Source organism: Virgibacillus ihumii, from assembly GCF_902726655.1.
Classification (GTDB): Bacteria; Bacillota; Bacilli; order Bacillales; family Amphibacillaceae; genus Lentibacillus; species Lentibacillus ihumii.
On record NZ_CACVAN010000001.1, the window covers coordinates 2,537,970 to 2,557,077 of the forward strand.

Genomic DNA, 19,108 nt, shown 5'->3' on the forward strand with positions numbered 1-19,108 from the left:
AATCCAGCTTTTGATTTGGTCCTTAATTTTTTCCGGGGATGCACCAGTTTTATCCATACATTACCGTCTAACCGCATCCAAAATCAAGGATGGAACCCTGAAAGCACCGCCCTGATTTCTTGGATCAATTTTTTTGGAACGGAAAATGGCCCCGTCTTTAATATCACAGTCCGTGTCATGAAACTAGCCGTTTTCATCACAGTACTCAAGCAGATTCACCTCAAATACTGACATCACGCTTTTTAAAGATAATAAATGACAAGGACAAAAACAAAGCCAGATAGATAACCAGCATAATTATTGAGAATTGTAATGTCATTCCTTCAACCATCGGCCCGCCTTCAAAATACAAATTCAGATTCGTATTGGCAAACAGAGAATATTTTGCCAAGTCAGTGACTATTGCAAGAATGTTCGTTGCCATTGATCCGATAAACAACAGCACGATAGAAACCGCGATAGCAATGGCCTCACTTCTGAAAATACTGGAGATCATAAAGGCAAGCGCTGTAAGCATCAGCAATGTTACACTGCTGGATAGATAGCTTACTCCCAGGTACAGGGTGCGTGACCATTCATACACTTCACCGCCACTTGCCGACAGATGGGTTGCCGCTCCATCAAAGCCGAATAAAAGTCCCCCGACTGCAAATGAACAAACAAAGAGCAACAGCAGCAAAAACAGCCCGAATAAAATCGCTGTAACAAATTTTGCGGCAAGTATTTGAATTCTTGATGCTGACCGGACAAGCAGCAATTTAATCGTACCATTTTTAAATTCATGCGAAATAATCGATGCCCCAACGATAATGACAAATGCTCCAATCAGCTGTACCAGATTCATATTGGTGTCCATATACGTCCAGGCGTTCTCCTCTTCATACGGAGAAATCCCATGTTCAAGCCGGTAGTCGTTAATCGCCTGCTGATTTATCGCATGGCTTTCCAGGTAGTGATTGTTTGTTTCTTTTTCCTGTTTAGCCAACTCCTTATTTTCCTGTTGCAGTTCAGACCGCCACTGCTCCTCACCAGGCAGTTTTTCATTCTGCTGATTATAAAACGTAAATATTGCCGTAGCAGCTATTCCCAGAATTACCAGTCCGCACATAACATACGTACTCGTTTTATTGAACAATTTCATCCATTCATTGCGGATTAACTTAAAAAACATTATGACACACCCCCACTCGTCACTTCAAAAAAGCGATCTTCGAGTGACTGTTTTTCCAAAATAGATTGATAGACGATAATTTCATTTCCGACCAGATAAGTAATGACTCCCCCCATCTGATCTTTTGTTGCCTGCAGACGAAGTTTCTTATCCAAAAACTGAACGTCAATAGCTGGAAATTTATCAGCAATCAGTTCCTGTGCCTTGTCCCGTTCATTAACCTCCAGTGTGAAAAAACTGGTACTGGCAGGTTGTGATGCATCTCCTTTCACGTTTTCGACCTTGGCAATTTTGCCATCCTGAATAATGGCAAAGCGGTCACAGATTAATTCAATTTCGGAAAGAAGATGACTGGAGATTAAAATGGCGACATTCTCTTCTTTTGCGACTCTCCGAAGATAATCCCGCATTTCCTTAACCCCGGCAGGATCAAGTCCATTTGTCGGCTCATCCAAAATCAGCACATCCGGACTATGCAGCATCGCCTGCGCAATTCCCAGCCGCTGCTTCATGCCCAGCGAAAATTTGCGCACCTTTTGCTTCTTCACATGGGATAGCCTGACAAGTTCCAGCCGCTTTTCAATGTCCTCTTTTGTAACATTGCCGCTCATGCGCCCAAAGTGGATCAGATTCTTTTCAGCCGTCAGGTATTTATACATTTCCGGATTCTCTACAATCGTGCCAACATGCCCAATCGCCTTTTTAAAATCATGGACGATACTTTTCCCGCTGATAGTAATGTCACCTTTCGTAACGTTTGTCAGTCCGACAATCATGCGGATAGTGGTTGTTTTTCCTGCCCCATTCGGTCCCAAAAAACCAAAAATCTCACCCGGATATACGTCAAATGAAACATCATTAATAATTTGATTTCTGCCTATTTTCTTGTGGACATTTTTCAATGATAAAACCGGTTCCACTGTGTAACACTCCCTCGTATTAATTTTCATCCCAAAACAGGTCATCAAGCGTTTTACCCAAAGCTTTACAGATTGATAGACACAGACTCAGGGTCGGGTTGTATTTTCCCAGCTCAATCAAACCAATAGTCTGCCTGGAAACTCCTGTCCGTTCGGCAAGTTCCTGCTGTGATAAATCATGCTCCGCCCGGGCCATTTTCAACTTAATATTTTTCATCGGAACCACCGTCTTCATCATCCATGTCATCCAGCTGCTTTTCCACTGCTTTGTCGCTTCTTTTTTTCATGACCGAATGACTGATTACAAGTGCCAGAATGAAAAACGGCACATAGATGATCAGGGAAACGAACATGACCAGAAAAAAGGTGAAAATAGGGGTTCCGGTTTTTTCACCATATAAAATGGCACTGCGCGTCCCGAAAAACAGTGCAATGGCAACACCAAAAAGCAAGCCTTTTATCGGCATTTTCTTTTCCATAGACATTTTGCTGTTACGGTCGTGCATCTCCACTTCATCGGAAAAGATCCCCAGACTTGCAGACCGGAATGCATAATAAATGCTGGTAACGAATATAATTGCCATCTCAGTATAAAGCCGATCCGGTCCAGATCCATACAAATATATTTTTATCGCCCCTGATATTATGCATAGTGCAATGACAAGGATATATATCTCCCTGAAAATTTTATTCTGAAGATTGGTGACCCGCTCATCTTTCATGTTGTTTTTACGAAAAAAACCCATATCGTGTTCCTCCATTCCTGATGCGTAGGTTTATTATATGTCATCCGATGGCATTTTGCAATATATATATTGCATTTTAATAAAAATAATTGTCACACGCTGGGTTGTCTGGCCTTATACAGCGGGGTTAGGCTTAGATACAGCGCCTTTTGGGCTTTATACAGCGGCTTAGGGTCAATATACAGCGCGATTGGGCTTTTATACAGCGCATACGGGCTTTTGTACAGCGCGGTATCTTTTTATAGTTTTCTACCGCAAAAGTAAGGTGGTTCTTAAGAGGTGTGGTTATAAAATATATATCCGTTTATTTTTATCCCCGATGAAACGATATTGTCCCCTCATCAATAATCTTTTTATTTGATGCTGAGAGTTTACTATTAAAAATTCCCTCGCTTCACGATTTGTGATTCTATCTCCGATCAACAGCTTCCGATCAGACAACGAAAGAAGGTGTGCATCTCTGGATGAAAAGTTGCAGCTGCTACAATGCCAATTTCCGTTATCCAGAACCATTGGAACTGCATTGCAGTTTGGACAGATCACCCCTCGTATCAGCTCATCTTTTTCAACATGAAATTTGTTTAATACATCAATATCAGGATCGGTATGCTTCTCTAAGATGAGTGAACTCAACTTGTTTATGCCACTTTTATCAACAACTAGAGTTTGAAATTGACTGTTTAATCTTTGGATATTGAAATGAAGGAGGTTACTGTGTATCACTGTTTCCGGGATGGGACGGTGCGGGTACATCGGCTTGATTATTGTGGAAGGAAAACTGATGACAACGAAATAAAGAATTGGAATTTGAGGAAAATCGTGCTCATTTAACCATTTCCTTAAGCGGTGGGCTTGTAGTTTAACTTGAGGTATGGGGTTTGGGAGTCCTTCTTCCACCCCGGAATCGCCTATACGGATTACCTGTTTGTCTTCATCAAATAACAATATACCGTACCAATTTTTGGACTCAAGTAACAGGATATAACATTGCGAGAGGAGTAACACATCGATTTCAAAGAAATTACTGTTGGAGTCTTCCAATCTGGGGTTATGGAGGATACCGTAATCCGTTTCGGGGAGTAGACCGAGTGGAAATGTCAATGCCTGCTCCCCCCTGAAACCAGTCAACTCGTTTCTGAGTTTGTTTCCAATCCTTTCTTTCTGAGGATGCAATTCGCTGACTCGTCTATCCAGTGCCTCAAGCTGATAAATATATCGGGATTTTACCAGTGGTTTCAATATCAAAACTACCACTACCTTTCTATGTTTTTTACTATAATACTATATTTCTGTGAGAAAGTGGAATTATTGTGACTGTAGGCGGGGATGGCAAGGTGAAATTTTCAAACAACATCACCCGCGTCAAGCGGGTATGTAAGATGATGCGTTGAACATTTTCCTCGACGGCATGCAGGAGGGCATCGGCGGATCCCATGTTGTATCGGCAGTTTTGCCAGTTTTATCAGTGGGTTCCGCACTTTCATCAGCGGCCTTGCCCGTTTTATCAGCGGGGTCCGCACTTTTATCAGCGGCTTTGCCCGTTTTATCAGCGGGATCATGTCACAATAGAAATACTGTGCAGCAAAATATTTATGCAGACAAATTTGCCCGCTGTTGTGAATTTGTCAGACCAATCCCCATTCTTTTCACCCCCAAATCTTTACTTAAAGCGCTGTTTAGCGTACTATTTATTATAATAAAATTTCCATAATTGTGATTAGTACGACGGAAGAAGGTGAGATGATGAATCTTACATATTTTCTATTTTTCCTGTGTATTATCGTGTGTACGCTGATCATTACCTATTGGGCGGCGAAGCAGAGTAATACTGCGAATCAGTTTTATATAGCGGCGGGGAGTCTGACCGGGATTCAAAACGGGATGGCGATTGCCGGTGATTATATTAGTGCAGCATCGTTTTTGGGAATGGTTGGGACAATTGCGATTAGTGGCTTTGATGGTTTGCTCTATGCAACCGGATTTCTCGTTTCCTACTTGATTGTTCTATTTTTTATTGCCGAGCCGGTCCATCATCTTGGCAACTATTCGCTTGGAGATGTTGTTTGCTCGCGTTTTCCGAGTTACCGGATGCGGTGGATGATGGCGATTGGGACATTTATTATTTCTATTCTCTATATTATTCCGCAGCTGGTAGCAGCCGGATTGTTAATTCGTCTGCTGCTGGATATTGAATATTCAACGTCAGTACTTGTAATCGGGAGCCTGATGACGGTTTACGTTGTGTTCGGCGGAATGTTTGCCACGTCCTGGGTACAGATTGTCAAAACAGTAGTGCTTTTGTCCGGGACCTTTCTGCTTTCATTAATTGTATTTGCCCAATTCGACTGGGATATCGGTCAATTGACGGAAGCAGTCAAACAAGGCACACCTCTCAGAGAGAATTTTTTCCTGCCAGGCAATTTGCTAAAAAATCCGTTGGAGGCAATTTCCCTGCAGCTGGCCCTTATTCTTGGGACCGCGGGATTGCCGCATATTCTAATTCGTTTCTTCACTGTCCGGAATACAAAAGAAGTGCGCAAATCGTTATTGACCGCGAGCGGGATTATTGGTGCTTTCTATCTGATCACGCTCATCCTTGGGCTCGGAACGGTTGCATTAATCGGCTACCACGAGCTTGTTGCAGTTGATCCGACCGGGAATCTGGCAGCACCTTTGCTGGCGGAAACACTTGGTGGTGACTTTTTAATGGCATTTATTGCAGCCATTTCGTTTACAACAATTGTTGCTGTCGTTGCCGGTTTGGTCATCTCGGCAACAACTGCCTTTTCCCATGACCTTTACTACCATATTATTAAAAAAGAGCAGACAAGCGAAAAAAATCAGGTGCGCGCAGCCAAATGGACGGCTTTTTTCGTCGGACTGGTTTCCACCTTATTTGCGCTTGGATTGAAAAATATCAACGTTACGTTTCTTGTCTCGTTAACGTTTACGGTGGCGGCATCAAGTAATTTGCCGGTGCTGCTGTTTACGATTTATTGGAAACGGTTTAATCAGACCGGAGCGATCGCCGGAATGGTTGCCGGAATGACTGCGTCGCTTATGCTGCTTATGTTCGGCCCGCACATCATGAACCCGGATGGTGGATGGATTTCCAATGAACCGCTTTTTCCATTGCAAAACCCGGGAATCATTGCCATCCCAATTGGTTTTCTCGGTGCAGTACTGGGATCTTTAATCAGCAAAAATACGGAACAAAGCTACCGGGAGTTCAGACAGTTTTATATCAAAGCGCAAACCGGAATCAGCACAAAGGATGAAGCATCATGACATACTTGACAATTGTTTTATTTGAACGGCTCGGCCTTTTGCTCGTCATTGCATTTGTATTGACACGCATTCCAGGTTTTCGCTCATTGTTATACAGAGAGTACAGCAAAATGATGTCGCTGGTGCACATTTGTGTATTCGGCCTGTTTGGCATCACCGGCACAATCACCGGGGTAGTAATCATCGGTGATTCCACCGTCATTCGTGAATTTGTCTGGTCGATTGAGGAAGGGCAGATGGTTGTCAGCCTGAGTCTTGTTGCCATCGTCATTGCCGGGCTGCTTGGCGGTCCAATTGTCGGGCTTGGCGCAGGAATCATTGCGGGTGCACACCTGTTTTATCTCGGTGGAATTGGCGTGATGGCAAATGCGCTCGTCAATCCGCTCACCGGTCTTCTGGCGGGGTGGACGGCACGATTTTTTTCACAGGAACGGGTTATTTCGCCACTGAAAGCCTTGTTCATTGGTATTTTTCCTCCTGTTTTACACATGCAGCTGCTGTTAATCTTTGAACCCGATCAGGAAAATATGATTGCGATTGTAAACGCCATCGGGCTGCCGCTTGTGCTCTCAAATGCCATTGCGATCGCTATTTTCACGGCGATGATCGGCATCGCATTGCGTGAACAGGAAAACGAGGCTGCCCTGGCGACGAAGCAAGCGTTGACAATTGCCGAGGAAGCACTTCCTTTTCTAAAGAAAGATTCACAACAAGAAATGGCTGACAGCATTGCTGAATTGCTCTATAGCCGGCTGAAACTGGCAGCTGTTTCGGTAACGGATCAGAAAGAAGTATTGGCACATAAAGGACTCGGGGCGGACCACCATCGTCCAGGTAACCGTCTGATTACGTCCCTTTCACATGAGGCCCTTACCTCCAAACAGATGCAGATCGCCTATTCACACACGGAGATAGACTGTAAAACAGATAACTGTCCATTGCAGTCTGCAATCATCATTCCGATCATGGATGCAAACAATGCAACCGGATTGATTAAATTTTATTTTAAAAAAGCACAGCATATCCGCCCCGTGGAAATCATGTTGGCACAAGGGCTTGGACAGCTGATCTCCAACCAGTTGAACACGATTGCCACCGAAAAGCTGAGAACGCATATGCGGGATACGGAACTCCGAAACCTGCAGGCGCAAATTAACCCGCACTTCCTGTTTAATACACTGCATCTGATCGCGGCGTTATTCAGAAAGGATCCGGAAAAGGCACGGCACATAACTGTTCAGCTGGCCCAATTTATGAGGTTCAACATTGGTCTTGTTTCAGAATCACTCGTCACGATGGAGAAGGAGTGTGAACATGTCAATGCTTATATTGCCATTATCCAGACACGGTTTTCCAGCCAAATGGAAATTTCCTTTTCAGCGGCAGAAGACATTTCACACGTTCAAATTCCGCCATCGACCATTCAGCCACTGGTTGAAAACAGTGTACAGCACGGACTTCGGAACATCACTTCGGGTGGAAAAGTAACCGTGTCCATTGAAAAAGCCGAAAACTCACTTCAAATAGTTGTCAGAGACAACGGGATTGGTTTTCCGGAAGAAATTTTGCTGCTGGGCGGGCAAACCTCATTGAAGAGCCGGAAAAATAAAGGGGCGGGCTTATACAATGTAAACCAGCGGCTGATCAGCTTGCTTGGTGAAGAGGCAAAACTCCGTATCCGAAATCTGAAAAATGGCGGCAGTGAAGTTGCATTAACGATCCCAAATCAGGATGTCAGGAAAGGTTGATTATAAAATGAAGAATTTGCATGCGATGATAGCAGAAGATGAACAGTTGGCCCGGGAGGAACTTTCCTATTTACTGGACAAAGAACCGGACGTGACTGTCTGCCCCAGTGCCCAAACAGGCGAACAGTTAATTAACTTATACGTGAAGCATGAACCGGATATCATTTTCCTGGACGTACAAATGCCCGGCATATCCGGGGTTGAAGCCGCCAAAAAGATAGCAGACCTTGCCTATATCCAAAAGCCGTTATTTATTTTCACAACGGCGTTTGATACGTACGCCGTCGACGCCTTTGAAGTCGAGGCAGTGGATTACCTGTTAAAGCCATATGATGAATCCCGCTTCCAGAAAACAATGAAGCGTGTCCGGAAAATGATAGCTCAACTGGACGGAACGATGGAGCAAGACATGCCAGAAAAAGAGCCCTCACCAGGCGGAAAACTGCTCATCGATGATGGTGAGCGTATGGTTGTGATTTCTCCGGAGTCCATTTATTATGCTGTTCCGTCAAAACGGGTGCTTGAAATTCACACCAAGGATGATGTCATCGAAAGCAGGATGACATTAAATGAACTGGAGAATAAGCTTAAGGGGGAATCCTTTTTCCGAACACATCGCAGCTACCTGGTCAATCTGGATTATATTCGGGAAATCACTCCCTGGTTTAACGGCACGAGCAACATCACACTTACAGATCATAACCACACAACGATACCGGTCAGTCGGGCTGCCAGAAAGGTCTTGCTTGAAATTTTTAAAACATAACCATTAATCCTTAAATTTATACAATTCAAACACCAGATGCGACCGTTTAGCCGAAAACACACTGCCAGCTTCTTTATTCACGTATACTAAATAGAAAGCGTTTTCATTTGGTGGTGATTCATGTAAAAAAGGAACTACAACCTAGTATTTCTGTTGGGCAGCCGGAAAACAAATCATATTCATTTTAAAAGGGAGGGGATTTTTTTGAGTAAAGAAACGCATTACAAACAAAACGTCATCTCGAGTGAACAGATAGATTTTGAAAAGGTGGAGCAAAGTGACAAGTTCAAAAAGCTCATGCAGGACAGAAAGAAATTTATCGTACCAATGACCGTCTTTTTTCTCGTCTTTTATTTTTTACTTCCGATTTTAACGTCCTATACAACATTCCTGAACACACCGGTAATCGGTGACATTTCCTGGGTATGGCTGTTTGCCGTCGCACAATTTGTGATGACATGGGTATTGTGCACCGTTTATGTAAAAAAAGCAGCAACTTTTGATAAACAGGCAGATGAAATTATCGATGAACAGCTTAAGCGAGAGGGGCGTGCTTCATGAATACAACAGTAGTCGTCCTGTTTTTGGCAATTGTTATTCTGACACTTTTAATTACGTATTGGGCTGCAAAACAAACACAGACAACGACCGACTTCTATACTGCCGGTGGTGGACTGAAAGGCTGGCAGAACGGGGTCGCAATAGCGGGCGATTATTTATCTGCAGCATCTTTCCTGGGAATCGCCGGGGCGATTGCACTTTACGGCTTTGACGGATTCTTTTACAGCATCGGCTTTCTGATCGCCTATCTGGTCGTGTTGTTTCTCGTTGCCGAACCATTGCGTAACCTTGGAAAATATACGCTTGCCGATATGCTGAAGGCTCGGTTTGATGCCAAAAAAGTTCGCGGAACTGCCGCATTAAGCACCATCACGATTTCTGTCTTTTACATGATTGCTCAGCTTGTTGGGGCAGGCGCGCTAATCCAGCTGTTATTTGATATACCATATTGGATTGCTGTTCTGATTGTTGGTGTCATGATGACCATCTATGTTCTGTTCGGCGGGATGATTGCGACAAGCTGGGTACAGATTGTCAAAGCAGTTCTGCTCATGGCCGGAATGGTTATTATCTCGTTCCTCGTATTAATGAAGTTCAATTTTAATATCGGATATATGTTCAGCGAAGTTAAAACAGTTACAAGTAATGGTGCTGATTATTTGAAACCAGGATTAAAATATACTGATCCATTGGGTACCATTTCGCTGATGATTGCGCTTGTACTCGGAACTGCCGGTTTGCCGCATATCCTGATGCGCTTTTTTACCGTTAAAGACGCGAAAACAGCAAGAAGTTCCGTCATTACTGCAACATGGGTCATTGGTATTTTCTATATACTTACATTATTTCTCGGCTTTGGAGCGGCCGCGTTTGTCGGGGAGGCGAACATTCTGGCGGCAAACCCGGGCGGTAACATGGCTGCGCCACTGCTTGCACAAGCACTTGGCGGCGACATATTGTTCGCGTTCATTTCGGCGGTTGCATTTGCTACCATACTGGCAGTTGTGGCCGGGCTGGTACTTTCCGGCGCATCAGCCTTCGCACATGATCTGTACGGACAGATTATAAAAAAAGGCAAGGCTTCAGATAAAGAGCAAATGATGGCAGCAAAATATGCTTCACTTGCAGTATCTGTATTGGCAATCATCCTGGCACTGTTCGCACAATATTTAAATGTGGCATTTCTGGTATCACTGGCTTTCTGTATCGCAGCAAGCGCCAATCTGCCAGTCATTCTGTATACCGTGTACTGGAAAAAATTCAACACATCTGGCGCTGTCACTGCAATGCTGACCGGTTTATTCTCGGCATTGATCCTTGTATCCATCAGCCCGAGCGTATTCTCTCCGGTTGAAGGCGCAGCACTATTTACCGGTGACCCGCTCTTCCCGTTGTCAAATCCGGCATTGGTATCTGTACCGCTGGGATTCCTCGGTGGATATCTCGGAACCGTTTTATCCAAAGAAGCAAACTCAAAACGTTATGCCAAAGTAAAGGTAAAAGCGAATACAGGCTTTCGGGAAGCGGAGTAGGAAAAACACATTGAGGCTGGGACAAATCAAAAAATGTAATACAAAAAACGAACAATATTAGAGCCTAGCGGAGGAAATATACGTAGACTCCTGCGGGAGGACAGGCCTAGATGAGACCCCGCAGTGCGTAAGCACGAGGAGGGCTCAACAGCCGCCCGCGGAAAGCGAAGTATATTTCCGGAGCGGCTGAGTCCACCATTTAATTCGTTTTTTCTTTTGATAAATCACTTTTTGTCCCAGCCTCTTTTTTTGTTTATGAAATTTTCTGCAGCAATCCTTCCGCAAACTGCTTGCACGTTTCAATATCTTTATTATCCGGCTCAAGTTCAATTTTCAGCTTGTCACCATATAATGCCGCACCGCGTTCTGAAACCTTATTCGCAATGGTTTCAAGTGCTGCACCGTATACCGGATAGAAAGAATCACACGATCCGAACACACCAATCAATTTTCCGCTCAGGTTCACATTATCCAGCTCATCATAAAAATCTTCCACTTCAAATGGCAAATCATCGTCCCACGTATAAGAACCAATCAAAATTCCATCATACGCAAGCATATCCTGTACACTGTCGAGCGGTTCAAAATCAAATGACTTTAGATCTGCTTCATGTCCGAGTTCACGGATATGATCACACATCGCTTCTGCCATCATCTCGGTACTTCCGGTCATACTTGCATATATAACTAAAACTTTTGTCATTAACAAACATCTCCCCTGAATCATGAGTACATCTATATTATACGTTGAAATGAGAATGATTTTCAATTATACAATACTCCATTTCATGAATGTTTTTTGAAACCAAATCCACTTACTAAAAAATACACAACAAAATTGCATTGCCATGGGAAATTTGGTAATGTTAAATACCGTAATTATGTCTAAAATTTTTATTGGGGGCATCATGAAAAACATCTCGAAAGTATTTTACATTACACTGTTTCTGGTAGTAATTGCGGTTACGCTTGGGGTCGCATTCCCGGAAAAGTTTGAAACATTAACCGGAAACATCAAAGCCTTTGTCGCAACATCATTCGGGTGGTACTATATGCTGTTACTATCCGCCCTGGTTATCATCGCAATTTTTGTTGCAATCAGTCCATATGGCAGAATCCGATTAGGCAAAGACCACGAAAAGCCTGATTTCTCAACAGGTTCATGGGTTGCCATGCTTTTCTCTGCAGGAATGGGTATTGGCCTGGTGTTTTATGGTGCTGCCGAACCTCTCTTTCATTACATGTCCAACGCACCACTGGCAGAAGAAGGATCGAATAAGGCATTCAAGCAAGGGCTGTCTTACGCCTATTTCCACTGGGGGCTGCATGTTTGGGCAATGTATGGCGTTACGGCACTTTCATTAGCTTTCTTCCAATTCCGAAAAGATGAACCCGGGCTTATCTCCGCAACATTGAAACCGCTGTTCGGTGAAAAAATGAACGGGCCGCTCGGTGTGCTCATTGATGTATTGGCAGTTTTTGCGACTGTATTCGGTGTTGCAACATCGCTTGGTTTTGGCGCCGTACAAATCAATGGCGGACTGTCACATTTATTTGGTTTTGAAGTAGGATTTACATCACAATTTTTCATTATCGCCATCGTGACCATTTTGTTTTTGATATCAGCCTGGTCGGGGTTAAGTAAAGGAATAAAGTACTTATCCAACGCGAATATGGTGCTGGCAGTAATCTTATTGATTGTCGTGCTGGTTGTCGGGCCAACATTGCTGATTCTGAACATGTTCACGGAAACGTTCGGCCTTTATTTTCAAAATATCATCCAGATGAGCTTCCGCACCGCCCCACTGGAAGGCGATAACCGAACGTGGCTCGACAGCTGGACCATCTTCTATTGGGCATGGTGGATTTCCTGGGCGCCATTTGTCGGAATGTTCATCGCACGTATTTCCCGCGGACGGACCATCCGGCAATTTATTACCGGTGTACTGATTTTGCCGACACTGATCGTCTCCATTTGGTTCGCCGCTTTTGGAACAACTGCCGGCAATGTGCAAAATAGCGGGATTGACTTAACACAATACGCGACAGAGCTTGTTTTGTTCAATATGTTTGATCAGCTGCCTATGTCCATAATTTTATCCATTGTCGCGATTCTGCTGATTGGATCATTTTTCATCACTTCGGCCGACTCGGCAACATTTGTGCTTGGCATGCAGTCAACGAACGGCTCGCTGGAACCGCCAAACATGGTTAAAATTGTGTGGGGAGTTGCACAATCAGCTGTTGCACTGATTCTGTTGTATGTCGGCGGTTTGACTGCCATTCAAAATACAATCATAATTGCGGCATTGCCGTTTTCATTTGTCATGATATTAATGGTAATCGCGCTTTTCCGCGCTTTGAATAAGGAAATTGGATAAGTGTGGGGTTTTATACAGACAAAGCAGGTGTGGATCACACCTGCTTTTTGAAGTTGCTTAAATTGACTTAGAGCCTGCAACTGCAATGCTTTCGCTATGCTGCTTTAGTAAATCTATCGGCGAATTTTTATATTCTAACGGCGAAAATTCATATCTAACGGCGATTATTACTGTCCTATCGGCAAAATATGACGTTCTATCGGCGATTTTTGTTTTTCTATCGGCATTTCTGATTCACAGGCCGCTCCCGCGTTCACGGTCAGTCAATTCCTGTCAAAAAAGAGTCCAGTTCTTTTCGCATTGGCATTCCTTCCTGTGCACCAACCTTTTGAACAGCGAGTGCAGCCGCTCCATGGCAAACTGGATAACCTCACTAACGTCCTGTCCTTCTGCCAGGGCAACTGTGAGTGCCCCGTTAAACGCATCCCCTGCACCAGTCGTATCAAGTACTTCCACAGTATAGGCCGGGATGAGCTTATCCTGATACGAAACACCAGACCGACCTTTCGTAACAACCAGCTTGGAGTGCAATTGCTCACGAACGGATGCACTAGTGTCTGTAAATAATTGCTTTCCCTCGGTTTCGTTTGGCGTGATACAGGCAGCTTGGCAGCAGGCGCTGGATTTATAATGAGAGGGGTCCCCGCCGCTGCACACAAATCGATTGCATTTACTAATCGTTTAAAGCGGCAGTTCAAACTGAATAAGCACCATATCACTCGTACGAATTGTTTCTTTAAACCTGGTAATATACGCTGAGTCCACCGTATGGTTGGCACCCGGAACAACAATACGGTTATCGTTTTCGGAAATAGTAATCGAAGCAATGCCTGTACTGATATCAGGATTTTGCTCCACCCCATCAGTCTGAATACCTTCCTGCTCAAACATCGTCATCATTTCCATTCCGAAAGCATCCATTCCAACTTTTCCGATCATCTTGACCTCCGCACCAAATCTTGCAGCGGATACAGCCTGATTTGCCCCTTTCCCGCCAGGTTTTGTCTGGAATGTTTCTCCAATGACCGTTTCCCCTTGTTATGGAAAATCATCCGTTATCGTAATCAGATCCATATTGATTCTGCCAATCACAGTAATGGCTGTATTTCTCGATTCCCACTCCTTAGGTGCTGTACGACTCCAAAGCACGATAAAAAAGATCCCAGAATTTTTTCGGGTCGAGTTTGCCAGCGAATCTGGCATTTGCATTATCTGAAGAAACCCCTTTGTGCACACAAGTCATCCCATACGTGAATTCGCCTTTTGTTTCAACATCAACGTGCACCGGCTCCATTTGAAAAATTGACGGATCCATCAGGTACGCCACAGGACACGGATCATGAATAGCCGCACTTGTCCGCCCAAGCAAGCCCTGATAGGCATTCAGGTAAAAAGTCAGCATATCACTGACTGCCTCGGCTACCGGGTTGCCAATTGCCCTGATTTCCTCAATTGTTTCAGTATTTGCCAGTGCCTGGTGTGTCACATCAAGCCCGAACATATTGATCGGTGCACCACTTTCAAAAACAACTTTGGCTGCCTCAGCATCAGCATACATATTAAATTCCGCTGCCGGAGTCCTGTTGCCATATGTACCGCCGCCCATCAGCACAATCTCCCTGATTTTCGGAATAATTCCCGGCTCTTTTCTGATTGCCATTGCGATATTTGTCAACGGTCCAATAGGCACAAGTGTAACAGGTTCATCGGATTCGAGCAGTTTTTCAATAATCAAATCAACAGCATGTTCCTCAACCGGCTGTTTAATTGAATACTCCGGCATGGAAGTGCCGTCCAACCCGCTTTCACCATGAATATCTCCAGCAAACAGCATCTCACGGACAAGCGGCCTCGAAGCCCCTTTTGCGACTGGAACATCTTGCAATCCCAGCAAATCACAAAGACGGAGAGCATTGCGTGTGTTCTTCTCCACATCCACATTTCCCGCCACCGTCGTGATTGCTTCAATCTGCAAATTGCTGATTTTCGATGCAGCCAGCATCAAAGCCATTGCGTCATCCTGACCGGGATCGCAATCCAAAATAATTTTACGTTTCATTCCATATACGCTCCTCTTAAAATCATTTGTAGGCATCATACTCTGATTTAAGCTGTGAATAAACAACCGTATCATGGTATATCTGCCCGTCAAAATCAGTCTGCCTCATTGTTCCTTCCTCGACAAATCCATGACGCTGCAATAGCTTACGAGAACCAGTGTTACCAGCGAATATGTCCCCGACAATCCGGTTCAGCCCAAGTATGTCAAATCCATAATATAGTGTCTTTCCGAGAACCTCGGTCATCACACCACTATTTTGATAGTCATGACAGATGATTGCAGCCATTTCCGCTTTTCTATGCCACATATGTAACTTATGAAAACTGAATGTCCCAATTACGGTTTCAATGTGTTTATCTGCAATTACCCAGGGAATTTCTTTTTGACGATTAAACTTCTCCAACTGCAATAAAATTTCATTCGCGACCTCGGCCTCCGTCTTAACTGGATGCGGTGTTATGTATTTCATTGTCTCCCTGTCACTCAGAAACGGAAACAAGTCACTCGCATCGTTTTTGGTAACACCACGCAGCACATAATTTTCCGTCTCCAGTACCGGGATTGTTTTGCCAATGTCCATAAAATCTTTCCCCTTTAGAAAACTTGGTTGTCACCAAGCCTTTAGGTGACGACCTTAGTTGCACCTATGCAGTAAGAAAGTTATGCTTTCTTAACTGCCAAAAAAATGCGGTGTGATTATATCTTATCACACCACATCTACCGCCGTTATTCTTCTTTCCTGCTGACAAATTGATTCGGTTTGTCACCGCCACGGGAGTTACTGTTTTTAAATTGGCTTTTCCGGCCGTTTCGGTGCTCTCCGTGGTTCTTGTTTTCTTTAAATTGATTATTTTTCTCAGCCATGCTGCACCCCTTTCTGAAGGTTTGCTCATAGCTTTTGACAATCGAAAAATGATTATTCACTTCATCCAGCCCTTCTCCTTAAAACGGGAGATGGCTTCGATTCGATTACTGACTTCAAGTTTTTCCAAAATAACGGAAACATAATTGCGGACAGTTCCGGTTGTGATAAACAGTTCACCGGCTATTTCTTTTGTATTTTTTCCCGCAGCAATCAGCTTCAAAACCTGTTCTTCACGTCCGGTCAGCGGATTTTCATTATCATATGCCATGTCAACGAGTTCCGGAGCATAAATCCGTCTGCCATTCATAATCGTTCGAATAGAGCTTGCCAATTCCTCGCTCGGGCTGTCTTTAAGCAAGTAACCACTGACCCCGGCTTTTCTGGCCCGTGCAAAATAACCTGTCCGCGCAAACGTTGTCAAAACAATTACGTTGCATGGATCACCCATTAGTTCTTCCGCTGCTTCAAGACCGGACTTAAGAGGCATTTCAATGTCCATAATACAAACATCCGGTTTATGGCGTCTCACAAGGGTCAGCGCTTCCTCCCCGTTTCCAGCTGTTCCCACCACTTCCATATCCTCTTCCAGGTCAAGCAGCGAGCCAAGCGCTCCCAACAGCATGCGCTGATCTTCAGCTATTACAATTCGTATCACGAGGGCTCCTCCTGTTCCGTCTGTTGAATCACATTAGGCACCCGTATAATAATTCGTGTACCATTTCCTGCCGCTATTTCCAGATCCCCATTCATAAATTCCAACCGCTCACGCATCCCTTGCAGCCCGTTTTCCCCGAATAAACCCGCTTTTTCGGAAATACCAATTCCATTATCCTCTATTGTCATCATCAACTCATCGCGAGATTGCTTTATCGTAACGTTACATACGGATGCCTGACTATGTTTCACCACATTGGTAACAGCTTCTTTCAGACACATACTCAGGACATTTTCAACCAATGGCGGCGTATTTTTCAATTCCGGATCACCGTTCAGTTGAAAATCCATCTGTGCAGCGTCCAACACTTGATGAACACGGATTACTTCATCCTGCAGTCTGGCCCCTTTCATATCAGACACTAGCTCACGGACTTCTTTTAATGCTGTACGTGCAGTGTGGTGAATGTCATTAATTTCACTTCTGGCCTTTTCAGGTTTTGCATGCATCACTTTATTTGCCAGGTCACTTTTCAGCCCGATCATGGAAAGCTTTTGACCCAGCGTATCGTGCAAATCGCGGGCAATACGCTGACGCTCCTCCAGCACCATTAATTGGGATAACCGTTGATTGGCATCTCTCAGCTGGTTTTCCAGCCGCTCACGCTTATTGCGGCTGCGGATCGTTATCGGCAAAAGAATAACGCCAATTACACTGATAATAATAAATGGCAGCTGGGACATAAAGATATCGTTCTGGGTAAAAAAACCGATAGTGACCGCAGCCAATGTGGTGGCCAGATGAACGACATAAAGGGAAATAAACCCGGCCTTATTATGTATATTTCCGATGTAAAAAGCCAAAAACAGACCGAAGTACACATAACCGAGAAGCACGGTCATCACAACACTGATGGTCATTTCAATACTTATCGAAATGTATGCCGTCCACCCCTCCGAAAGAAAGGAGACCCGATACGCTGTAAAAAAAAGCACGATCATCAAAATACCAAATATAATCGCAAATGTTGAGGATGACCGGAACACGAAATAAAATGGCAGGACACAGAAAATAATCCATGCATAAATACTGAGTCCGGTGTTCTTTGGAATAATATGATACCAGTTTTGCATATTGGTGCCTCCTTTCCGCTTCTTTAAAGTATAACAAACGAATGGCCCTTCTACACAATACAGAAGGGCCGGTCACAAAATTATTTATTTTTCCTGGACAGTAGTTCTTCCGGTTCCCATTGATATTCCAGTCTTTCGCTTACGCAAAATTTGTTTCACTTCTTTGAAGCTGACAAACGATTTGCTTGCCTCATCGTATAAACGAAACCGAATCGACTTCAAACTCGAAGCCAACGTGATGGTTGTCGCCTTCTGTAATGGCGGCGTTGAATCATGTGCCTCCTCCAGTTTATAGTTGGGCACTCTCGGACTTAAATGGTGTACATGATGAAAACCGATGCTTCCGGTCATCCACTGCATTACCTTTGGAAGCTTATAATAGGAACTGCCGTCAACTGCAGCCTTGACAAAGTCCCATTCACTTTCATTTTCAAAGTAGGAGTCTTCAAATTGATGCTGGACATAAAATAACCAGATACCCAGTGAGCCTGAGATAAACAGAATCGGCAGTTGAATAATCAGGAAAGCCTGCCAGCCAATTACCCAAATCAGTGCTGCATAAATAACAGCAATCGATGCGTTAATCAAATAGGTATTCCAGCGTTCTTTCGGTTTTGCTCCCTTTCGATTAAAACGATTCGAAAGCAGGAAAAGATAAAGCGGACCCAAACCAAACATGATAAGCGGATTGCGGTACAGCCGGTACGCCAATCTGCCCCAAAAAGAAGCTTCAGCATATTCATCCACAGTCATCACCCATACATCACCGGTTCCACGCTTGTCCAGGTTACTGCTTGTTGCATGGTGAATGGCATGGCTCCGCTTCCACTTTTCAAAAGCGAAAAGGGTGATGATACCCGTTATTGTTCCAACAATCCTGTTGGCTTTCTTATTTTTAAAAAACGACTGGTGTGTGCAATCGTGAAAAATAATAAAGATACGAATGACAAAACCTGATGCCACAACGGCAAGTGCAAGTGTCAGCCATATCGAAACAGATAGACTTTGATATGCGAGAAACCAAAGCAAAAAGAACGGCAATAATGTATTCACTAGTTGTTTTATACTGGCTTTCATATCCGGAGTTGCAAATGAAGCAACACTCTTTTTTAATTGCGCCTGTTTTTGTTTACTCATAATTTCCTCCCAAAACGTACTAAAAGATCATCTCAAGCTTAGTTTAGAGAAATTTCATCAGTAATTATAGACATAAACGTCAAGGAGATTATATGACAAGTGTCATGGTTTCACCCGATTTACAGTGTATCAGATACACATAT

General features: G+C 43.9%; 20 protein-coding genes and 1 pseudogene. 6 read left to right on the plus strand and 15 right to left on the minus strand.

Annotated elements, in window-relative coordinates:
• Window positions 1–60: 60 nt before the first annotated feature.
• From HUX68_RS19610 to HUX68_RS12255, 6 genes and pseudogenes are all read right to left on the minus strand, one after another.
• A pseudogene (locus HUX68_RS19610) lies at window positions 61–225 on the minus strand (class I SAM-dependent methyltransferase); the annotation flags it as partial.
• Window positions 221–1,171, minus strand: coding sequence for an ABC transporter permease (locus tag HUX68_RS12235; RefSeq protein ID WP_174615101.1), 951 nt, complete (start codon window positions 1,169–1,171; stop codon window positions 221–223). The pseudogene HUX68_RS19610 and the gene HUX68_RS12235, both read right to left, overlap by 5 nt.
• A complete protein-coding gene (locus HUX68_RS12240; RefSeq protein WP_174615102.1) occupies window positions 1,171–2,091 on the minus strand; it encodes an ABC transporter ATP-binding protein in 921 nt (306 codons plus the stop codon). Before HUX68_RS12240 ends, HUX68_RS12235 begins: the two co-directional genes overlap by 1 nt.
• A gap of 19 nt (window positions 2,092–2,110) precedes the next feature.
• Window positions 2,111–2,308, minus strand: a complete 198-nt coding sequence (locus tag HUX68_RS12245; RefSeq protein WP_174615103.1) for a helix-turn-helix transcriptional regulator — start codon at window positions 2,306–2,308, stop codon at window positions 2,111–2,113.
• Window positions 2,295–2,837: a DUF6773 family protein gene (locus tag HUX68_RS12250; protein ID WP_174615104.1), complete on the minus strand. Its 543-nt coding sequence runs from the start codon at window positions 2,835–2,837 to the stop codon at window positions 2,295–2,297. Before HUX68_RS12250 ends, HUX68_RS12245 begins: the two co-directional genes overlap by 14 nt.
• 285 nt (window positions 2,838–3,122) lie before the next feature.
• Window positions 3,123–4,076: a nuclease-related domain-containing protein gene (locus HUX68_RS12255; RefSeq protein WP_174615105.1), complete on the minus strand. Its 954-nt coding sequence runs from the start codon at window positions 4,074–4,076 to the stop codon at window positions 3,123–3,125.
• Between the two features lie 504 nt (window positions 4,077–4,580).
• Between HUX68_RS12255 and HUX68_RS12260 the strand changes: the two genes are divergently transcribed.
• From HUX68_RS12260 to HUX68_RS12280, 5 genes are all read left to right on the plus strand, one after another.
• Entirely contained in the window at window positions 4,581–6,125 is a 1,545-nt protein-coding gene (locus HUX68_RS12260) for a solute symporter family protein (RefSeq protein ID WP_217424816.1), read from the plus strand.
• Complete coding sequence (locus tag HUX68_RS12265; RefSeq protein ID WP_174615107.1) at window positions 6,122–7,873, plus strand: LytS/YhcK type 5TM receptor domain-containing protein; 1,752 nt, start codon at window positions 6,122–6,124, stop codon at window positions 7,871–7,873. The genes HUX68_RS12260 and HUX68_RS12265 overlap by 4 nt, the downstream gene beginning before the upstream one ends.
• A 7-nt stretch (window positions 7,874–7,880) precedes the next feature.
• A complete protein-coding gene (locus HUX68_RS12270) occupies window positions 7,881–8,639 on the plus strand; it encodes a LytR/AlgR family response regulator transcription factor (protein ID WP_174615108.1) in 759 nt (252 codons plus the stop codon).
• A 204-nt stretch (window positions 8,640–8,843) separates the two neighbouring features.
• Complete coding sequence (locus tag HUX68_RS12275; protein WP_246206674.1) at window positions 8,844–9,200, plus strand: DUF485 domain-containing protein; 357 nt, start codon at window positions 8,844–8,846, stop codon at window positions 9,198–9,200.
• Complete coding sequence (locus HUX68_RS12280) at window positions 9,197–10,732, plus strand: solute symporter family protein (RefSeq protein WP_174615109.1); 1,536 nt, start codon at window positions 9,197–9,199, stop codon at window positions 10,730–10,732. The genes HUX68_RS12275 and HUX68_RS12280 overlap by 4 nt, the downstream gene beginning before the upstream one ends.
• A gap of 253 nt (window positions 10,733–10,985) precedes the next feature.
• On the opposite strand, the gene HUX68_RS12285 is transcribed toward HUX68_RS12280, so the two are convergent.
• The gene (locus tag HUX68_RS12285; protein ID WP_174615110.1) at window positions 10,986–11,435 is read right to left on the minus strand and encodes a flavodoxin domain-containing protein; all 450 of its coding nucleotides are present in this window, start codon (window positions 11,433–11,435) and stop codon (window positions 10,986–10,988) included.
• A 205-nt stretch (window positions 11,436–11,640) separates the two neighbouring features.
• On the opposite strand from HUX68_RS12285, the gene HUX68_RS12290 reads away from it, so the two are divergent.
• Entirely contained in the window at window positions 11,641–13,113 is a 1,473-nt protein-coding gene (locus HUX68_RS12290; RefSeq protein ID WP_174615111.1) for a glycine betaine uptake BCCT transporter, read from the plus strand.
• 273 nt (window positions 13,114–13,386) lie between these two features.
• Here the strand turns inward: HUX68_RS12290 and HUX68_RS19530 are convergent, their stop codons facing one another.
• The 8 genes from HUX68_RS19530 to desA form a co-directional block, all read right to left on the minus strand.
• A complete protein-coding gene (locus tag HUX68_RS19530) occupies window positions 13,387–13,770 on the minus strand; it encodes a PfkB family carbohydrate kinase (protein ID WP_343033647.1) in 384 nt (127 codons plus the stop codon).
• A gap of 24 nt (window positions 13,771–13,794) precedes the next feature.
• On the minus strand, window positions 13,795–14,136 hold the full coding sequence (locus HUX68_RS19535) for a PfkB family carbohydrate kinase (protein ID WP_343033703.1): 342 nt from the start codon (window positions 14,134–14,136) through the stop codon (window positions 13,795–13,797).
• Between the two features lie 100 nt (window positions 14,137–14,236).
• Window positions 14,237–15,172: a nucleoside hydrolase gene (locus HUX68_RS12300; RefSeq protein ID WP_174615112.1), complete on the minus strand. Its 936-nt coding sequence runs from the start codon at window positions 15,170–15,172 to the stop codon at window positions 14,237–14,239.
• Window positions 15,173–15,194: 22 nt separating this feature from the next.
• A complete protein-coding gene (locus tag HUX68_RS12305) occupies window positions 15,195–15,755 on the minus strand; it encodes a GNAT family N-acetyltransferase (RefSeq protein WP_174615113.1) in 561 nt (186 codons plus the stop codon).
• A 146-nt stretch (window positions 15,756–15,901) separates the two neighbouring features.
• Window positions 15,902–16,039, minus strand: a complete 138-nt coding sequence (locus tag HUX68_RS12310) for a hypothetical protein (RefSeq protein ID WP_174615114.1) — start codon at window positions 16,037–16,039, stop codon at window positions 15,902–15,904.
• Window positions 16,040–16,095: 56 nt separating this feature from the next.
• Window positions 16,096–16,695, minus strand: coding sequence for a response regulator transcription factor (locus tag HUX68_RS12315; protein ID WP_174615115.1), 600 nt, complete (start codon window positions 16,693–16,695; stop codon window positions 16,096–16,098).
• A complete protein-coding gene (locus tag HUX68_RS12320; RefSeq protein WP_174615116.1) occupies window positions 16,692–17,828 on the minus strand; it encodes a sensor histidine kinase in 1,137 nt (378 codons plus the stop codon). Before HUX68_RS12320 ends, HUX68_RS12315 begins: the two co-directional genes overlap by 4 nt.
• Before the next feature lie 84 nt (window positions 17,829–17,912).
• Window positions 17,913–18,965 carry a Delta(5) desaturase DesA gene (gene desA, locus HUX68_RS12325; protein ID WP_174615117.1) on the minus strand — a complete coding sequence of 351 codons (1,053 nt, stop codon included), beginning with the start codon at window positions 18,963–18,965 and terminating at the stop codon, window positions 17,913–17,915.
• Between the last annotated feature and the right edge of the window lie 143 nt (window positions 18,966–19,108).